Annotated in this window: 15 protein-coding genes and 1 other RNA gene; 5 read left to right on the forward strand and 11 right to left on the reverse strand. The window is 54.5% G+C overall.

The window, feature by feature from the left end:
* Positions 1 to 233 precede the first annotated feature (233 nt).
* The 3 genes from OCV58_RS10240 to OCV58_RS10250 all read right to left on the reverse strand — a co-directional run bounded on the left by OCV58_RS10240 (position 234) and on the right by OCV58_RS10250 (position 2,457).
* Complete coding sequence (locus OCV58_RS10240; protein WP_095629640.1) at positions 234 to 713, reverse strand: RrF2 family transcriptional regulator; 480 nt, start codon at positions 711 to 713, stop codon at positions 234 to 236.
* Positions 714 to 845: 132 nt separating this feature from the next.
* On the reverse strand, positions 846 to 1,835 hold the full coding sequence (locus OCV58_RS10245; protein ID WP_087478314.1) for an inorganic phosphate transporter: 990 nt from the start codon (positions 1,833 to 1,835) through the stop codon (positions 846 to 848).
* Positions 1,828 to 2,457, reverse strand: a complete 630-nt coding sequence (locus tag OCV58_RS10250; protein ID WP_087478315.1) for a DUF47 domain-containing protein — start codon at positions 2,455 to 2,457, stop codon at positions 1,828 to 1,830. Before OCV58_RS10250 ends, OCV58_RS10245 begins: the two co-directional genes overlap by 8 nt.
* Positions 2,458 to 2,828: 371 nt before the next feature.
* On the opposite strand from OCV58_RS10250, the gene OCV58_RS10255 reads away from it, so the two are divergent.
* The 4 genes from OCV58_RS10255 (at position 2,829) to OCV58_RS10270 (ending at position 8,170) form a co-directional block, all read left to right on the forward strand.
* On the forward strand, positions 2,829 to 4,244 hold the full coding sequence (locus OCV58_RS10255) for a PTS mannitol transporter subunit IIBC (RefSeq protein WP_154877777.1): 1,416 nt from the start codon (positions 2,829 to 2,831) through the stop codon (positions 4,242 to 4,244).
* A gap of 79 nt (positions 4,245 to 4,323) precedes the next feature.
* Positions 4,324 to 6,408 (forward strand): BglG family transcription antiterminator, encoded by a 2,085-nt coding sequence (locus OCV58_RS10260; protein WP_267312894.1) that lies wholly within the window; start codon positions 4,324 to 4,326, stop codon positions 6,406 to 6,408.
* Between the two features lie 13 nt (positions 6,409 to 6,421).
* Positions 6,422 to 6,841, forward strand: coding sequence for a PTS mannitol transporter subunit IIA (locus OCV58_RS10265; protein ID WP_267312891.1), 420 nt, complete (start codon positions 6,422 to 6,424; stop codon positions 6,839 to 6,841).
* Positions 6,842 to 6,901: 60 nt separating this feature from the next.
* Positions 6,902 to 8,170 (forward strand): zinc-binding dehydrogenase, encoded by a 1,269-nt coding sequence (locus OCV58_RS10270; RefSeq protein ID WP_267312892.1) that lies wholly within the window; start codon positions 6,902 to 6,904, stop codon positions 8,168 to 8,170.
* Positions 8,171 to 8,261: 91 nt separating this feature from the next.
* On the opposite strand, the gene OCV58_RS10275 is transcribed toward OCV58_RS10270, so the two are convergent.
* The 7 genes from OCV58_RS10275 to OCV58_RS10305 form a co-directional block, all read right to left on the reverse strand.
* Positions 8,262 to 8,906 carry a cyclase family protein gene (locus tag OCV58_RS10275; RefSeq protein WP_154877780.1) on the reverse strand — a complete coding sequence of 215 codons (645 nt, stop codon included), beginning with the start codon at positions 8,904 to 8,906 and terminating at the stop codon, positions 8,262 to 8,264.
* 106 nt (positions 8,907 to 9,012) lie between these two features.
* Positions 9,013 to 9,774: a triose-phosphate isomerase gene (tpiA, locus tag OCV58_RS10280; RefSeq protein WP_154877781.1), complete on the reverse strand. Its 762-nt coding sequence runs from the start codon at positions 9,772 to 9,774 to the stop codon at positions 9,013 to 9,015.
* A gap of 41 nt (positions 9,775 to 9,815) precedes the next feature.
* Positions 9,816 to 10,997, reverse strand: coding sequence for a phosphoglycerate kinase (locus OCV58_RS10285; RefSeq protein ID WP_107196695.1), 1,182 nt, complete (start codon positions 10,995 to 10,997; stop codon positions 9,816 to 9,818).
* A 75-nt stretch (positions 10,998 to 11,072) separates the two neighbouring features.
* The gene (locus OCV58_RS10290) at positions 11,073 to 12,095 is read right to left on the reverse strand and encodes a sugar-binding transcriptional regulator (RefSeq protein ID WP_107196696.1); all 1,023 of its coding nucleotides are present in this window, start codon (positions 12,093 to 12,095) and stop codon (positions 11,073 to 11,075) included.
* Between the two features lie 63 nt (positions 12,096 to 12,158).
* Positions 12,159 to 13,682 carry a 2,3-bisphosphoglycerate-independent phosphoglycerate mutase gene (gene gpmI / locus OCV58_RS10295; protein WP_154877782.1) on the reverse strand — a complete coding sequence of 508 codons (1,524 nt, stop codon included), beginning with the start codon at positions 13,680 to 13,682 and terminating at the stop codon, positions 12,159 to 12,161.
* Between the two features lie 156 nt (positions 13,683 to 13,838).
* Positions 13,839 to 14,867: a type I glyceraldehyde-3-phosphate dehydrogenase gene (gap, locus tag OCV58_RS10300; protein WP_087478325.1), complete on the reverse strand. Its 1,029-nt coding sequence runs from the start codon at positions 14,865 to 14,867 to the stop codon at positions 13,839 to 13,841.
* A gap of 138 nt (positions 14,868 to 15,005) precedes the next feature.
* Positions 15,006 to 15,761 (reverse strand): YdcF family protein, encoded by a 756-nt coding sequence (locus tag OCV58_RS10305; RefSeq protein WP_154877783.1) that lies wholly within the window; start codon positions 15,759 to 15,761, stop codon positions 15,006 to 15,008.
* A 243-nt stretch (positions 15,762 to 16,004) separates the two neighbouring features.
* Between OCV58_RS10305 and ssrA the strand changes: the two genes are divergently transcribed.
* Positions 16,005 to 16,358, forward strand: a transfer-messenger RNA (tmRNA) gene (gene ssrA / locus OCV58_RS10310).
* Positions 16,359 to 16,421: 63 nt separating this feature from the next.
* Here ssrA and OCV58_RS10315 read toward each other — a convergent pair.
* Entirely contained in the window at positions 16,422 to 16,844 is a 423-nt protein-coding gene (locus OCV58_RS10315; protein WP_198643553.1) for a rhodanese-like domain-containing protein, read from the reverse strand.
* Between the last annotated feature and the right edge of the window lie 332 nt (positions 16,845 to 17,176).

Below are 17,176 nucleotides of genomic sequence, written 5' to 3' on the forward strand. Positions count from 1 at the left end.
CATGAGCTGAAAGTTCTCAAATTCGCTTTCAGCTTACCGAGTATCATAGAAGATCTATGTTTACAGAGATTTTTTCACAGGCTCAGAAAACTTGGCTGGAAGAGTCCTGTCCAATACAGGTTGTCCCTGTCCGCTGCATAAAAAAGTAACGAGATAGCAAAAACTACCTCGTTACTAAAGTCTAACTTTTTGGGGTCACATCACTTGTCTCCGCTGCGGCTTTTCCACATCAATTAGAGTTCGTTCGACGCCGCTTTTTCCAGCGGCCCGTCGCCTGCAGCTCCGCATGCTGCCTGAAGCTGCGATTCCTGGCGGGCGAGTTCGGCAAAATCAATGGCCTTCAATTTTGTTACCAAGTCCCGCTGGATATCGGCAAAGGCATTGTAAATAGAGCACATGCCGCTGCAGCCGCGGGAACACGAGCTGATGTCATGCAGACAGCGCTGCAGTTCCGTCTGGCCTTCTACGGCTTCGATGACGTCAAACAAGGTGATTTCTTCCGGCGAGCGCTGCAGGGCAAAGCCCCCGTCGACGCCGCGGTACGATTTCATGATGCCGGCAGCCGTCAAATTTCTCATGATTTTTAATAAAAAACGCTCGGGGATATTTTGTTTTTCTGCTAAGGCAGCGCCGGTTATTTTCGTGCCCTCCGGCAGCGACGCCAGGTACAGCACCATGCGGAAAGCATAATCAGTCGCTTGATTTAATCTCATTACTCTAATCCCTCCTTGCATGTGTCTATTATACAATAAGTCACTAAAAAAGTGTAGTTTAAAATAAAAAAAAGAAAAGGTCCTGATGACGAATGCCTGTCATTCATCATCAAGACCTGTATTACATCGCCCTTACAAGGCGTCGATAATCAAAAAGATAACTGCCGACAATGCAGCGCTGATCGGTATGGTAACGCACCAGGCAATGACCATGCTGCGGGCTACGCCCCAGTGGACGGCGCGAACCCGTTCGGCCGAACCGACGCCCATGATAGAGCCCGATACGACGTGCGTCGTACTGACCGGCAAGTGCAGGAACGTCGCGGAAAAAATAACTAAGGACGAATTCAGGTCGGCAGCAAAGCCGTTGATGGATTCCATCTTGAAGATCTTCGTCCCCATCGTGGAAATGATACGCCACCCGCCGGCAGACGTGCCCAAGGCCATGGACGTGGCGCAGGCCAGCTTTACCCACGTGGGAATTTCCATCGTATCGATGTATCCGCCGCTCAACAGGGCCAGGGCGATGATGCCCATCGCTTTCTGGGCGTCGTTGGAGCCATGCGAAAAGGCCATGAGGCTGGCCGACACGAGCTGCATCTTGCGGAACTGGCGGTTTAAGGCGATAGGCGAATACTTGCGGACAATCCAAAGGATGGCGATCATGACGAAATATCCCGTCGCCAAGGCGATGACCGGCGATAAGATCAGCGATAAGATGATCTTTTCAATACCGCCCATATCCAAAGCCGCCGGGCCTACGCTGATGCATACGGCGCCGATAACGCCGCCGATGAGCGAGTGGGACGAGCTGCTGGGTATACGGTAATACCACGTCGCGATATTCCAAATAATAGAGCCGATCAAAGCGGCTACGATGACTTCCAAACTAATCTGGGCCGGATTTAACACCAAATCCCCGCCAATCGTCTTGGCGACGCCCGTACTGACCATCGCGCCGGCAAAGTTCAGCACGGCGGCCATCATAATTGCATGGCGCGGCGTAATGGCCCGCGTCGACACGCTGGTAGCAATGGCGTTAGCCGTATCGTGGAACCCGTTGATATAGTCAAACAGCACGGCCAGCAGCACAATGGCCCATATTAACCAATGCTCAGGCATACTTTAAGACGACCTTTCTGAACGTAGTAACCAGATCTTCGCATTCGTCGGTAATATCTTCGACAGATTGAAGAACTTCCTTCCATTTGATGATTTCAATGGGATCTTTGCATTCCGAGAATAATTTGGCCATTTCCTTATGATACAAATCGTCGCAGTCCTGTTCCAGCTTCAGCACCTTATGGCTGCGGGCTTCGACCTTGAGGTAATTTTTCTTTAAATCCTTCATGTAGCCGATGGATTTGCAGATTTCCTTCATCGCTTTGGCCGTGATGACGGTCATCTGCTTAGCACCCTCCGTCGCCTGTCCGATTTGGTACATGCACATCTTATCCATGATTTCGCTGATATTGTCGATGACCGCATCCAATTCGTCAATAAGCTGCTGGATGTCTTCGCGGTCCATCGGCGTGATGAACGTTTTTTGCAGACGCTTCATGGTCTCCAATACGAGCTCGTCGGCTTCATCGGCCAGGGAATCGATTTTTTCCAGCGCTTCCTCTTTAGGAATCTGGTCGTTCATGGCCTGCCGCAGCAGATCGGCTGCCTGATAACTCAGCATCGCGTGCTGGTCTAATAATGCGAAAAACTTTTCTTCTTTGGGCTTTAAATGGAATGCCATACTAATCAGTTCTCCTTGTCTGCAAACACATTTTTACGTAATAATTACGCACTGTTTACCTATATTTTACATAGCTGTGTCTTTCTGCATTATACCATATACGACCTCATTATTCTAGAAAAGGCGTTGCCAATATGGCATATTCTACATGAATTTTTTTATAGGCGCAGCGGGCCGTCTTTGCGGGTGCACTGCCGGAGCGTTAAAAGATTTAAGGCTATGCATTCTCCAGATATTGTCATTTTCATGGGTGACAAAGTTACATTACTATTTGTTGCGTTTGCCCCATCCTGCCGATATACTTAAGCTATCAGAAACACAAGCAGTCCGGAATGCAGCGTGCGCACTGAATCACTTTAGGAGGTACAACAATGAAAGCAAAGATTCAATCGTTCGGCCGCTTCCTCAGCGGTATGGTCATGCCGAACATCGGCGCCTTCATCGCCTGGGGTCTTATTACGGCCATGTTTATCCCCTCAGGCTGGCTGCCAAATGAAAAGCTGGCTGCCATGGTCGGCCCGTTCCTGACCTACGTCCTGCCCCTGCTCATCGCCTATCAGGGCGGCAAGGCCGTCGGCGGCGACCGCGGCGCCGTCATCGGCGTCATCGCGACGGTCGGCGTCATCTGCGGCACATCGTACACCATGTTCATGGGCGCCATGGTCATGGGCCCCCTGGCAGGCCTGGTCATCAAAAAGTTCGACGCTGCCGTAGACGGCCGCATCAAGCCGGGCTTTGAAATGCTGGTCAACAACTTCTCCGTCGGCATCATCGGCATGCTCTTATCCATCGTAGGCTTTTATCTCATCGGCCCGGTCATGGGCATCCTGCTCACCTTCTTGACGGCAGGCGTTCAGATTCTCGTCACCTACGGCGTCTTCCCCCTCATCGGCCTCTTCGTCGAACCGGCAAAGGTACTGTTCCTGAACAACGCCATCAATCACGGCATCTTCACGCCCCTGGGAGCCGAGCAGGTATCACAGGCCGGCAAGTCAATTTTCTACATGATTGAAACGAACCCCGGCCCCGGCGCAGGCGTCCTCATCGCCTACTGGCTGTTCTCTAAGGATAAAATGACGAAGCACTCCGCTCCCGGCGCGCTCATCATTCACGCCTTAGGCGGCATCCACGAAATTTCCTTCCCCTACGTCCTCATGAATCCCATGCTCCTGCTGGCTACGATCGGCGGCAGCGTATCAGCGTTGTTCTACTATTCGCTCTTCGACCTCGGTTTATCCGGCCCGCCCTCTCCGGGCAGCCTCATTTCGTACCTGGCAATGGCGCCTAAAGGGTCTACGCTGTCCGTCATCATCGGCATTTTCATCGCCGCCGGCGTATCCTTCCTCATCGCTTCGCCTATCATCCGCATGTCCGGAGCCAAATCGTCGGACTCCCTCGCCGAAGCCCAGCAGAAGATGAAAGACATGAAAGCCCAGTCCAAGGGCATGGCAACGCCGCCGGCCGCCGAAGTGCCGGCAGTCAACATGAAAGAAATTAAAAACATCGTCTTTGCCTGCGACGCCGGCATGGGTTCCAGCGCCATGGGCGCCGCCGTCCTGCAGAAGCGTCTGAAAAAAGCCGGCCTGACGGACATCAAGGTCAGCCACGCGTCCGTTTCGGAAGTGCCGAAAGACGCGCAGCTCGTCGTCTGCCATCAGGACCTGGCGGACCGGGCCAAAGCCAGCGCGCCCCAGGCCCGTCTCATTACGATTACCAACTTCATGGCCGCGCCTGAATACGGGACGCTCGTAGAAGAACTGGCTTCGGTCCAGCTCCCGCCGTCGTAAAAACCTGCCGTGTTATCGCACGGGGTTCCCGTCACGCAGAGGAGGTGATACTACGGAATTCACACTGCGCATCCAACAAATTTTATCTATCCTGCTGCGGCATCAGGATTTTCTGCACGAACAGCAAATCGCCGATGAGCTGGCTATCAGCAAGCGCACAGTCCAGCGCGAGTTGGATTACATCACGACGATTCTCGCGCCGTACCAGCTGACGCTGACGCGCAAAAAAGGAGCGGGCCTCCTGCTGGCCGGCACGCCGCAGGCAAGGCAGCGCCTGGCCGACGCCTTAAACGCTTCGGGCCGGTCGGATTGGTCCGATAAAAGGGAACGGCGGCGCTACCTGTTGTTCGAACTGCTGCGGGACCGGACGCCGAAAAAGCTGTACCATTACAGCCGGCTCCTGGGCGTCAGCGAGTCGACAGCCGCTTCCGATTTGGAAGCTCTTGGCCCCTGGCTGCGGAAAAATAATTTATCCATCTTGAAAAAGCCCGGCTTCGGCGTCGTCCTGAACGGTACAGAACAAAATTACCGCGAAGCCATGCGGCGCTTCATCAGCGAAACGGCTCCCGTAGACAAATTAAAAGAAATTACCGATCCCCACGCCGCCCTGGCGAAAGCCGTCATGAACGTGACGGACAACGGCATTTACCGCCTGCTCAACAGCCGCACGATCCAGCGTATCGACGCCCTGCTCGGACAGATGAACGAACCCAAGCTCCGCCAGTTCACCGACTCGGCCTATATCGGCCTGATCATCCACATCGCCATCAGCGTCGAACGCATGCAGCAGGGCAACGTGCCGTCAGACGAGCAATCCCTGCCCTTGGAGGAAGACGGCGAAGACCTGCGTCTGGCACAGCGCATTCTCCAGGCTATCGAAGAAGAATTTCACCTGCATATGCCCGAGCTGGAGCTGTCCTATCTGCTGCTGCACATCAAAGGCGCAAATATGCATTACACCAACGTGCCCGATGAAACGGTGCCGACAGACCTGAACGGTAAAAAACTGATCAACCTCATCGACGCCATGATAGACGCCTTCGATTCCCGCCAGGCCTATATGCTGCGCTGTGACGAAGAATTTATCCGCGGGCTCTTCGTCCACCTGCAGCCGGCCATCGTCCGCCTGACCAATCACCTCAACATCATCAACCCCCTGCTGGACGATATCAAGGAAGAATACGCCGACACGTTTCAAAAATCCAGCCGGGCGGCCCGCGTACTGGAAAAGTCCATCGGCGCCGCCGTGTCTGAAGAAGAAATCGGGTATTTGACGATTCACTTCGGCGCGGCCCTGGAACGCATGAAGGGGAAAACGGCCTTTACGCGAAAGGTTTCCGTCGGCATCGTCTGCGCCAGCGGCTTCGGCGTCGCCCGCCTGATGATGACGCGGCTGCGCAACAAGCTGTCCGCCGCCGTCTCGCTCAAGACCTACGGCAAGGGCGACCTGACGCCGGAGGTCATTAGGGCCACGGATTTCTTCGTCAGCAGCCTGCCCCTGAACCGTCCGGATATCGACGCCGTCCGCATCTCGCCGCTCATCACCCAGTCCGATATGAGCCGCATCCAATGCAAGATCGAAGAATACGCCCACATCCGCAAGCGGGTCCGTCGGGAAGAAGGCGAAAAGCAGCCCGACGAGTTCGTACAGGAACTGGCGGAAACCCACAAATCAGCAGAAGAAATCGCCCATATCCTGAAAGGCTACGCTATGTATACTGCCGACGCGTCCCTGCCCTTCGACGAGGTCGTAGCCTGGCTCTGCGGCCAAGTCGCCGAATCGGAATCGCAAAGCCGGCAGCTGTATGAAGATATTATGAAGCGGGAACGGCTGAGCAGCCAAATCTTTCCCGACCAAGGCTTCGCCCTGCTGCACTGCCGGACCTGCGCCGTCAGTCATGCCGCCTTTTACACCTGTATGCCGTCGGAAAGCAGCTTTGCCGACCCCTACTTTCAAGGCGTCGGCATGATTCTGCTCATGGCGATGCCCGCCGCCGGCCCTACCCGCCTGTACACAGACCTGCTAGGCTTCATCAGCAGCTCCCTGGTCATAGACGACAGCTTCAACGAAGCCGTCCTAAGCCGCAAAGAAGGCCTCATCCGTTCCGAGCTGCAGCGCATCCTCAAGCTGTATTTCAATACATTGCTCATAAAACTTACGTAAGGAGAACATCATCATGGAAATTTTACAGAAAAAGAACATCATCCTCAACTGCCAGCCGAAGGCCAAGGAAGACGTCATTAAGGAAATCGGCAAGATTTTCTGCGAAGACGGCTATACGACGGAAAACTATACCCAGGCCATGCTGGACAAGGAAACGGTCTTCAATACGGCCATCGGCAACAGCGTAGCCATTCCCCACGGCATCGAAGAAGGCAAGGTCGAAGTGCAGCACGCCGGCCTGGTCATCATGACCTTCCCCGAAGGCACGGACTGGAACGGCACGACGGTCAAGCTGGTCATCGGCATTGCCGCTGCCGGCGACGAACACGTCGACATTCTGAGCAATATTGCCGTCACTTGCTCCGACGAAGACGACGTAGAAGACGTCGTCCACAGCTCTGTCGATGAAATCTACAACATGTTCGCTAACTAAGAGGTCAACGTATACTCATATACAGAACCCTATATTAAGCATGATACTCAGGAGGTATATATGATGAAAACAAAAGCAGTCAGAATGTACGGCACGAGAGATTTGCGCCTGGAAGAATTTGAACTCCCGGAAATCAAAGACGATGAAATTTTAGCCAAAATTATTACGGACAGCATCTGCATGTCTACATATAAATTAGTCGAACAAGGAAAAAAGCATAAACGGGCTCCCCAGAACATCGACACGAACCCCATCATTACGGGCCACGAATTTGCCGGCGTCATCGTCAAGGTCGGCAAGAAATGGCAGGACCAGTTCAAGCCGGGCATGCGCTTCGCCCAGCAGCCGGCGCTGAACTACAAGGGCAGCCTGGCTTCGCCGGGATATTCCTATGAATTTTTCGGCGGCGACTGCACGTACTGCATCTTCCCCCACGAAGTCATGGAATTAGGCGCCCTGATGCCCTACGAAGGCGAAAGCTTCTTCGAAGCGTCCTTGGGCGAACCGATGAGCTGCATCATCGGCGGCTACCGGGCCAACTACCACACGAACAAGCATAACTATAACCACGCAATGGGCACGAAAGAAGACGGCAATATCATCATCCTCGGCGGCTGCGGCCCCATGGGCTTAGGCGCCGTCAGCTACGGCATCCGCTTTGAAAACAAGCCGAAACGCATCGTCGTAACGGACATCGACGAAAGCCGCATCAATCGGGCGAAAGAAGTCATTTCCCCCGAATACGCCGCCCAGTACGGCGTCGAACTCCACTACATCAATACGGGAGCCATGGACGATCCCTATGAAGAACTCATGAAGATCACCGACGGCCACGGTTACGACGACGTCTTCGTATATGCGCCGGTCCGCGCCGTCGCCGAGCTGGGCAACAGACTGCTGGCCTTCGACGGCTGCATGAACTTCTTCTCCGGCCCGACGGACAAAAACTTCAGCGCCGAAATCAACCTATACGACTGCCACTACACGAGCACCCACATCATGGGCACGACGGGAGGCAACAACGACGACCTCATCGAAGCCAACAACCTGGCTGCCAAAGGTATCATCAACCCGGCCGTCATGGTAACGCACGTCGGCGGCATCGACAGCATCATCGACACGACGCTGAACCTGCCGCATATCAAGGGTGGCAAAAAGCTGGCCTATACGCAGTTCGACATGCCGATGACGGCCATCGAAGATTTCGCCAAATTAGGCGAAACAGACCCGTTCTTCCTTGAACTGGACGCATGCTGCAAAGCCCACAACGGCCTCTGGAACGCCGAAGCGGAAAAAATGATCCTGAAACACTTCAACGTAGAAATCTAACCGTTCGCCGTCTCTTTTCTCTTCATCCGGCAGATTCTGCCATAGTACATCCCCTCGCGCAGGCCTCTTTCCTGCCGAGGGGATGTTTTTTTTATTCGAACCAGGCGACCGCTCGGACGGGCGCGCCGTCGCTTTGATGTACTTTTAACGGAAAGCACCCGAACCAAAATAAGTCGCTGCCGCACAGGTGAAGATTTTTCAGGTTTTCTATATTGATCATTTCCCGGCGCTGAAACAGCTTCCTATGCCGCGTCAGCTCTTCGTCGCCTATGGGATCGATGCCGAACGTATCGATCCCAATGCCTTTATACGCCCCGGCGACGACGTATTCCAGCACGGAGTCGTCTATACAGGGATAGTCGCCGAAGTATTGGGGCGTTCCCCAGTAGGCGTCCCAGCCTGTGTGAAACAGCAGAAACTCTGCCTTTTCTACTTTGTCTCCATAGGGCCGCAGGCAATCCATCGTAATCGCCCCGCCTTCCTTTACGCGGCGGCAGTCGACGACCAGGGCCTTGCCGATAAATTGGCCGGCATCATACTGATCCAGCGTCGTGCCTCCGTCCCATACATGGGCTGGCGGATCGGCGTGGGTGCCGACGTGCGTGCAGATGGAAATCTTCGTTTCTTTGAAGCCGTTCGTTTCGCAGGTACTTACCGTCTGCAGGGACGGCTCTTCCGTTCCCGGAAACACGGGCATATGCTCCCGTATAGTATGGGTCAAATCGATAACCTTCATAATAAAACGCCTCCTCGCTATGTATATACTATTCATCATACTATGAAACGGCGCAAAAAAATACCGTCGGCAAGGTCTGCCAACGGTATTTTCGCGCGAAATGCGATTATTTTACAACGGCGTTGTCGATAATAGCCATGAAGTCGTCGACTTTCAGGCTGGCGCCGCCGACGAGGCCGCCGTCAATATCGGGAGAGCCCGTCAATTCGGCTACGTTGCCGCCTTTTACGCTGCCGCCGTAGAGGACGGACACGCTGTCGGCAACGTCGGCGCTGTAGAGAGCCGCGATTTTCTTGCGGATAATGGAGCAAACTTCCTGAGCCTGAGCGGCCGTAGCCGTCTTGCCCGTGCCGATAGCCCAAATCGGTTCGTAGGCGATGACGACCTTCGCCAAGTCGTCGGCGCTGATGCCTTCGAGGGCCTTTTCAATCTGGCCTTCGATCCAGGACTGCATAATGCCTTCTTCGCGCTGTTCCAGCGTTTCGCCGCAGCATACGATAGGCGTGAGGTTATGAGCCAGGGCGGCTTTCGTTTTCTTGTTGACCGTTTCGTCCGTTTCGTTGAAATACGTACGGCGTTCGGAATGGCCGATAATGACGTGGGTTACGCCGATATCGACGAGCATAGCCGGAGATACTTCGCCCGTAAAGGCGCCGCTTTCTTCCCAGTGCATATTCTGCGCGGCAACGTGAATCGGCAAGCCTTTCGTCAATTCCACAGCCATCGGCAGGTACGGAAATACGGGAGCAATGACGACTTCGGCTTTGACGTCCTGCGATACGCGGCCGACGAGGCCCGTAATCGTTTCCTTAGCGTCCTGGCCCGTGTGATTCATCTTCCAGTTGCCGGCAATAATAGTTTTTCTCATGAGAGCATCCTCCTGTCTGAAATGTAATAAATGATATAGTATTATTTATCGCTCAACGATTCGACACCGGGCAGTTTCTTACCTTCGAGGTATTCCAGGGACGCGCCGCCGCCGGTGGAAATATGGCTGATCTGGTCGGAAAGGCCCGTCTTGTTGACGGCCGATACGGAGTCGCCGCCGCCGACGATGGATACGGCGTCCGAAGCTGCTACGGCCTTGGCCACAGCTTCCGTGCCTTTCGCGTAGTTTTCCATTTCAAATACGCCCATAGGGCCGTTCCAGACGATGAGCTTCATAGGAGCTAATTCTTTGGCAAAGAGTTCCTGCGTCTTCGTGCCTACGTCGAGGATCATCCAGTCGGCCGGCACGTCGGCGACGTCTACGACCTTGTGGTCGGCGTCGTTGTCAAAGGCAGCTGCTACCATGACGTCGACGGGAAGGAGAAGCTTCGTTCCCTGTTCTTGAGCCTGGGCGATGAGGCTCTTCGCCAGATTGATTTTATCGGCTTCGACGAGGGATTTGCCGATGCCGTAGCCCTGGGCGGCCAGGAACGTATTGGCCATGCCGCCGCCGATGATCATGAGGTCGACCTTCGGCAGGAGATTGGAAATGACTTCGATTTTATCGGAAACCTTCGCGCCGCCGATAATCGCCGCAAAGGGATGGGCCGGATTGTCTACGGCGCCGCCGATGAAGCGGATTTCCTTTTCCAGCAGGAAGCCTGCAGCCATAGGCAGGTACGCCGTAATGCCGGCAACGGAGGCATGCGCCCGGTGGCAGCAGCCGAAGGCGTCGTTTACGCCGACTTCAGCCAATTCGGCGAGCTGGCGGGAAAATTCGGGATCGTTCTTTTCTTCTTCCTTATGATAGCGAAGGTTTTCGAGAAGCAGGACTTCGCCGGGCTGGAGCGCTTCGGCCATGGCTTTCGTTTCCGGGCCGACGCAGTCCGGAGCAAATTTTACGGGGATACCCAATAATTCGGAAAGGCGTTCGGCAACGGGTTTCAGCGAATACTTGGGAACGGCTTCTCCCTTCGGACGGCCGAGATGGCTGGCCAGGATGACCGCCGCATGATGGTCGAGCAGATACTTAATCGTCGGCAGCGTTTTCTGGATGCGCGTGTCGTCCGTAATACGGCAGTCGCCGTCGAGGGGCACGTTGAAGTCCGCTCTGACGAATACCCGTTTGTTGTCCACTGTAATATCTGTAATTGTCTGTTTCATGGAAAAATCCTCCTCCATATCGTAACGATACATATATACTCGTCAGCGTCTGCTAGACGCTGGAAAAACCTCGTATTAAATCATTTTCATCATCTTTTCTGCCGCGCCTTCGTCCGTCACGAGGATGCCCGTCCGGCACGTGCGCATGACGGCTACGATCGCCTCGGCCTTGCTCGCTCCGCCGGCCACGGCGATGACGTGGGGATGATGCTTTATATCTTTCAAGGAAATACCGATGTTGTTGCTGCCGTACAGGATGCGCCCGTCCAGGCTGCAGTAACAGCCCAGCGATTCGCCGCGTGCCCCCAGCGTTTCCAGTGTCTGCCGCTGATGGTCCGTCATGCCCCGCTGCTTGGCCATCTTATCGGCGCGGCCGATGCCGAAGACGACGACCTGGGCCTGGGAAGTCATGGCGACATTTTCCCTGGCCTGGGCGTCTGACTCGAACATCAGCCGCAGGGCCGATTCGCTTACGCCTTCGGGCAGGTGAATCATGCGGTACGAGCTGTGCGTCTTGGCGGCGACAGCAGCCGCAATATAGTTTGCCTGGAATTCCACGTGGTTCCCCATGCTGCCGCGGGCCGGCAGTATGGTCGCGCCGGCGTTGCTTTCCGGAAGCATGCGGGCGATTTCCGCCATGGTCGAGCCGCCGCTGATGGCCACGATGCTGACGCTGCCGAGCAAATCGTTGAGCAGCAGCGCGCCCTTGCGCCCCAGCTCCTCACAGGCCGTCTTATCCGTATCGCTGTCTCCGGGAACAATGTACACGTTCTTCAAGCCCAAGGCCTGCCGTATCTGCCGCTGCATATCGTCTAAATTGTTCAGGCGCAGGAAGCATTCCAATAAATCCGGCATGAGGGCCTTTCCTTCCGGCTCCATGGAAATGCCCATGGTCGTAAACCGTACCAGCCCGCTGCGCCGGAGCACGTCTACATGGGAGCGCACCACCCGTTCGGACAGCCCCGACAGGCCGGCCAGGGTGCGCCGTCCTACCGGTTCTGCGTCGGAAATATGACGCAGCAGCAAATATCGTTCTTTAATCGTCCCCATGATATCAGGCGCGATTTTTTGAAAGATACTGAGCGTGTCTTGTTCCATCTTTACCTCCATCTAAAGACATTTGCTGCTTCGCCGATACAACCACTGTGTTCATCGGCGGCATCAAAGGTCGATCAAGCATTTTCCCGTCATATCGGCAGGAATGTCCATACCGGCCATCGTCAGCAGCGTCGGCGCGACGTCGGCTAAAATACCGTCGTGCAGCTTGGCGTGCTTATAGGTTTCGCTGACTAAAATGCACGGCACGTGGTTCGTCGTATGAGCCGTATAGGGCGAGCCCGTTTCCGGATCGGCCATCTGTTCCGCATTGCCGTGGTCGGCGATGATCAGCAGCTGGCCGTCGACGGTCTTCAAGGCGTCTACGATGCGGCCAATGCAGGCGTCGACGGTTTCCACGGCCTTGACGGCCGCTTCAAACACACCCGTATGGCCTACCATGTCGGCGTTGGCGAAGTTGAGCATGATCATGTCGTATTCGCCGCTTTTAATCCGTTCGACGACTTTGTCCGTGACGACGGGCGCATTCATTTCGGGCTGCAGGTCGTACGTGGCAACCTTAGGCGACGGCACGAGAATCCGGTCTTCGCCAACGTTGGGCGTTTCTTCGCCGCCGTTGAAGAAATACGTCACATGGGCGTACTTTTCCGTTTCGGCAATGCGCAGCTGCTTCTTGCCGGCCTTGGCCAGCACCTCGCCCAGCGTATTGGCTATCGTTTCCTTATCATATACGACGTGAACCGGCAAATCGTCTTCATAGCGGGTCATCGTAGCGAAGTACACGTCTAATTTCTTCGGCCGGTCAAAGCCGTCGAAATCGTCGCAGACAAAAGCCGTCGTAAGCTGGCGGGCCCGGTCGGGGCGGAAGTTGAAGAACACCACGCTGTCGCCGTCGGCTACGGGATGCTTATGAATAATCGTCGGAACGACGAATTCGTCGGATACGTCGGAGGCGTAGGAGTTCTTCAGGCAGGTCTGCGCGTCCGGTTCTTCATGGCCCTGGCCCAGCGCGACGGCACGGTACGCCTTTTCAACCCGATCCCAGCGCTTGTCGCGGTCCATGGCGTAATACCGGCCACTGATCGTCGCGATTTCGCCGACGCCCAGCTCGGCGCATTTGTCTTCTAATTCCTGCAGGTATTCGCCGGCGCTGCGGGGCAGCACGTCGCGGCCGTCGAGAAAGGCATGGACATATACCTTGCGGAGGCCGTACCGCTTGGCCATTTCCAGCAGGCCGAACAAATGCTGCTCGCTGCTGTGCACGCCGCCCGGCGATACGAGGCCCAGCAGATGCAGGGCCGAATCGTGTTTCCTGACGTTTTCCATGGCTTCGACAAGAGCGGGCTTTTCAAAAAACGCGCCTTCGCGGATATCCTTGGTGATCTTCGTCAGGGCCTGATAGACGATGCGGCCGGCGCCGATATTCAGATGGCCGACTTCGGAGTTGCCGATCTGGCCGTCAGGCAGGCCTACGTCTTCACCCGACGCGCCTAAATGAGCGTGGGGATATTCCTTCCAGAGAGCCGGCAGCACCTTTAAATCGGCCTGCGCCACGGCGTTGTCCTTTTGGATATCGCTGCAGCCGAATCCATCCATAATCACCAGCATTACAGGTTTCTTTTTTGTCATATACTTCTATCTCCTTCTTTACCTTTACAGCCCGGCTGTGAAGAAAAGAAAAAGCAGGGAAATTCGCAATCCCTGCCTTTTCATTGTATTTCTATTTCGGTCTTGAATATTTGTAACGGGAGGCTGTTTACCCGTCGGGAAATGCGTCGCTACAAATTAGTTTTTGCTGTTGTAGTCGTTCATGACGGCAATGAGGTCGAGAACCTTGTTGGAATAGCCGATTTCGTTGTCATACCAGGAAACGACTTTTACGAATGTATCTGTCAAAGCGATGCCGGCTTTCGCGTCGAAAATAGACGTGAGCGTGCAGCCGAGGAAGTCCGACGATACGACGGCGTCTTCCGTGTAGCCGAGGATGCCTTTCAGTTCGCCTTCGGAAGCTTTCTTCATAGCGGCGCAGATTTCATCGTACGTAGCCGGTTTTGCCAGGTTGACCGTGAGGTCGACAACGGAAACGTCCAGCGTCGGAACGCGCATGGACATGCCTGTCAATTTGCCGTTCAATTCAGGAATAACTTTGCCTACGGCTTTCGCTGCGCCCGTGGAGGACGGAATGATGTTGCCGGCTGCAGCACGGCCGCCGCGCCAGTCTTTCAGGGACGGGCCGTCGACAGTTTTCTGCGTAGCTGTCGTGGAATGTACCGTCGTCATGAGGCCTTCTTTAACGCCGAACGCGTCATTGAGGACCTTGGCGATCGGAGCCAGGCAGTTTGTCGTGCAGGAAGCGTTGGAAACGATCGTCTGGCCTTTGTATGTATCGGTGTTTACGCCGCATACGAACATATCAGCCTGACGGCCGTCTTCGCCCTGTTTGGAAGGAGCGGACAAAACGACGTATTTAGCGCCGGCCTGGAGGTGTTTTTCAGCCAAATCCATGGTGAGGAAGCGGCCTGTCGATTCGACGACGTATTCAGCGCCGACTTCGTCCCATTTGAGGTTTGCCGGATCCATTTCAGCCGTTACGCGGATAGCTTTGCCGTTTACGATAAGGCGGCTGTTTTCAACGTCGGCTTCAATCGTGCCGTCGAACTGGCCATGCATCGTGTCGTATTTGAGCATATATGCCATGTAATCTACAGGGCAGAGGTCGTTGATGCCTACGATTTCGATATCGTCGCGAGTCTGGGCAGCGCGGAAAACAAAGCGTCCAATACGGCCAAAACCATTAATACCAACTTTAATCATTGTCGATACACTCCTTTTTACAAAACCTATTCAAATTGACTAACTCGTTTAATTCACCTTACACCCATAGTATGCCACACTGGGTACATTTTTGCAATAGCTTGGGCGAAATTTGTCCCGATATTTTTTCCACCGTAATTATTGCAGCCCAGCCCTGGCCGCCGCCAGGCCGACATACTCTTTTATCGCCAGGCAGGAATCGGCCAGCACGCTGGCCTGGGGAACAAAGGAATAGAGAGATATTCCCGTTCCGGCGCGGTAATCGCAAGGATACGGCGTGATGTCCAAGCCTTCGCGGCGGAACAAATAGGCCGCCCGCTCCATATGAAAGGCACTGGTCACGACGATAGGGCGACGCCAGCCGTTGGCCTCGCAGATGGCCTTGGAAAAAGCGGCGTTCTCCGCCGTATTGCGGCTCTCTTCATCAGTATAAATCATAGATTCCGCCGCACCCAGGGACAGCAGCATGCGCCTGGCGACGGCGCTCTCGCTGGCGTCGTCGGGCAGCACCTTCCCGCCTGACAGCAGCAGCGGAAGGCCGAGGGCGCGATGAAGGCGCAGGGCCGTTAAAAACCGATTGGCCGCAGCGCCGCTCAGCTGTCCTTCTCCATCTACATCGGGCACGCCGGCCAGCACTCCGCCGCCCAGCATAATAATGACGTCGCCGTCCAGCGCCTGCGCCGCAGGCTGTTCATACTCCTGTTCCAGGGGCCGCAGCAGCCAATTTGACACCGGCACAATCGACAGGGCGTACAATACGAGAACGACGGCAGCCAGCCATTTGACGCCTGCCGACCGGCGGCGCCGCTGATACGCTGCAAGAAACCCCAGGGCTAGGACAATGCCGCCCAGCGGCAGCAGCCATGAATCGATCCATTTAACAATATATAACAAAGGGCCGTCCCCTTTCTTTGAAGCCTCTTATTAGAATACTCTTTTTAACACATTTATTATAGCATAAATTACGTATTTTTCCCGTAAAACCTCCGTAAAAATCAACATATTTTCTGCAACTAGTATATATTTTATTTGTGAATCTTTCAAGACTCTTTGCCGTCTACTCTTTCTGCTTCGCCGCATTATCAAAAATAAAGAATTGTCAGAACCCATAGGGTATGATATACTATATAAATCCATGGGGATGTAAAGGTTTCGACGTGGATGGTTGTATCATGAATAGCGAGCCGGCGTTTCATCAGGCCGCAAAACGGTGAACCTTTAAATTAAACGCAAAAGAACAAAACTTTGCTTTAGCTGCCTAATCGCGGCTAACGTCTCTTGCTGCTAATCCTGCGGGCAGTTTGCAGACGTCACTTAGCGGGATACCCTGCGGCATGGGCCTGGCCGCCGCAGCGGGAAACTCACAAGGCTGGAACAGCGTAGTTTGTCCTTGTACGACAGCTGTTTGAGACGATAAAACAAGGTCTGCGCTCGGAGAAGTTCATGGGGCGGCATTTACGGACAGGAGTTCGACTCTCCTCATCTCCACCATACCAAAAAAGCTGATTACGGGGATCATACACTGTAATCAGCTTTTTTATTTTCCTATTTTGATTATTTTACGACCTCATAGGGCCAGTCCATGATGCCGCCGATGCTGTAGACGTTGGTATAGCCCTGTTCTGTCAGCGCCGCTGCCGCGCGGCCGGCGCGCTTGCCGCTGCGGCAATATACGAAGATTTCCGCGTTTTTATCCGGCAGGACCTTGGCGACGGAATCAGCCTTCGCTTCAATCTGCTCTACCGGCAGCAGCACGGCGGAAGGAATATGGCCTGCCGCATATTCTTCCTGAGTGCGCACGTCGACGACGACGAGATTTGTCTGCTGATCCATCTGCAGCTTTGCTTCTTGCGGCGTCAGCGTCCGATACGGGACGGCTGCCGCTGCCGCAGAAGCCGCGTTTAGCCCATCAGCGGCAAGGCAGGCCGAGGCCGCTGAAAATGCTGCGATAGCAATACATACCAATAGTTTTTTCATGTTCATCACTCCTTGTGCATCAATATATCTATTATTATAAAAAGTATAAAATTACTATGTCAACGGCAAAACGGCTCCTTCTCATCAGATACGCCGATACCGCACTGCGCAGTTACGCCCGTTGCCGCCATGCAAAATGTTTGTCGACCTCTTTCCTCCCATTGCCAGCATCATGGTATCGGTCCATCCTACTAAAAACACGACCAGTGGAACTTCGCTTCGCAGCCGTCTCAGGAAACTATCGACGCAACGCGCGCATTGCCGCGCAGCATCAAAAATTTACGGAATTCAGACAAATATCTTCATTGCCAAGAATAAAAAAATAGGCTACT

It is taken from the genome of Megasphaera stantonii (assembly GCF_025567065.1).
Classification (GTDB): domain Bacteria; phylum Bacillota; class Negativicutes; order Veillonellales; family Megasphaeraceae; genus Megasphaera; species Megasphaera stantonii.